Genomic DNA, 1,692 nt, shown 5'->3' on the forward strand with positions numbered 1-1,692 from the left:
ATCTAGCTGGCTGTAGGTCGAGTCAAGGGGTGAGGTGGCCGTAGTTGGTCGACACCCCTGTTGGGTGTTGGATTCCGAGCCGCCGGTCGTGCTGCTGGTTGGGTTGACGGGTGCCTGGCGCCCACGCTGAGGTATGCAACCTTGGGGGTTATCTGGCGTCGTTCGGGCTGCCGTGGAGGCGAAGGGCCGGGTGCCAAGCTAGATGCGGCGTAACCCCCGTGGGGTCCGCCATAGCCGACGCGGCATCTGGTCCGGCCCTTCGTCGCGTCCACTTAGCGTGGCACTACCGACGGAAGTTGGGAAGGGGGTCTGGGCGGGTCCTTTCTTGGAGTGTGGATGACAGCGGTTCAAGCCCAGCGGGTCGGCTCGTAGGTCGCGTGGTCGCGCACAAGTGCGTGAGCGATCCGGTTTGCGCGATGGGCCAACGCGCAGGCCACGATGCCGCCGTGCTTGCCGCGTTCTTTCAGTCCGCGGGCGTAGTCTTTGGCGGCCGGTTCATTGAGCCACAGGCCAATGCCGAGGTCGATCAGTGCGCGGCGTAGCGCTACGCTGCCTTCGCGGCTGATGCCGCTGTCGCGGCGTTTATGGGCGGATTCGTACTGCATCGGGGACAATCCTGATGCACGATAGATCTGCCGTGGCCCTGGCCACCGTTGCGGATCACCAAGGGCAGCAGCATAATTGGATACCCGCACCACACCCCAGCCCGGCACTGAAGTCAACGTCGCGTATGGGCTGCGCGGTAGCAGTAATCCCAACTCGGTTTCGGCTGAATGGATCTGAGCGTCGAGATCGGTCAACAACGCCAGGTCGGCAGCCAGTATCCGGCGTGCCACTACCGCATCGCGGGTCGGCAGCGCATCGCGGGCCGCGGCGACCAGACGCTCGGCGACCGGATGGCGTAGTTGCAAGTCACGAGTCGCGGCGAACCGGATCAGCCGGGTGACTCCAAGCCCGGCCAAGCGGCCCGGATCGGCGAACTCGGCGGCGATCAACCGCCCGATCTTGGTGCCCAGCACGTCGGACAGCGCCAGGGTCAGTCCGGGAAACGCTCGGTCCAGCTGTCCGAGCAGCTGATTCTTCGTCGCGGTACGCGTAGCGACACGTCGACTCCGATGCACCGCCCAGGCGCTCACCTCGCCGATGACGACATCGCGATCGGCCACCGGGCGTCCGTACCCGGCCAAAACCAGATCGGTGATCGCCTCCAAGTCGATCACGTCGGTCTTGATGCGGCGCCGCCCCTGCACACGACGCTGCTCGGCGACCTGAGCGGGATTGAGCTCCAACACCTCCCACCCGTCCGGCCACCGATGGTCGAGCACCGGGCGGTGGTAATGGCCGGCCGCTTCCACGCCGACCTTCACCCGCCCCGTCGACGGCACCACAGCCGCTGCCCGCGCCGCCGCCGCTACCAGAGCCGGCCCGGTCATCGCGAACTCCGAGGGACCAACCAACCGATGATGAGCCGCATCCGTCACCGAAAACACTGCCGAGGTCTTGCCGACATCGACAGCAACGACGATCGTGGACGACGTGACTGGAGCTACATGCACAGACACCACAAACACCTCCGGGGCGTGTCAGGAGGTCCACGTGCGTCAACACACGGACCGCCAAAGGAATCAGTTACAGATCCCTTCCTGACACCTCCGGAGGCATTTGAGAAGGACTAACTCGATCTATATCAGC

At 65.1% G+C, this 1,692-nt stretch carries 1 protein-coding gene; it reads right to left on the reverse strand.

Translation table 11 applies throughout. From position 1 onward, the window contains the following. Positions 1 to 347: 347 nt before the first annotated feature. A complete protein-coding gene (locus CQY20_RS33700) occupies positions 348 to 1,562 on the reverse strand; it encodes an IS110 family RNA-guided transposase (protein WP_097945715.1) in 1,215 nt (404 codons plus the stop codon). Between the last annotated feature and the right edge of the window lie 130 nt (positions 1,563 to 1,692).

Origin of the sequence: Mycolicibacterium agri (assembly GCF_002553505.1) — a bacterium.
GTDB classification, from domain to species: Bacteria; Actinomycetota; Actinomycetes; order Mycobacteriales; family Mycobacteriaceae; genus Mycobacterium; species Mycobacterium agri.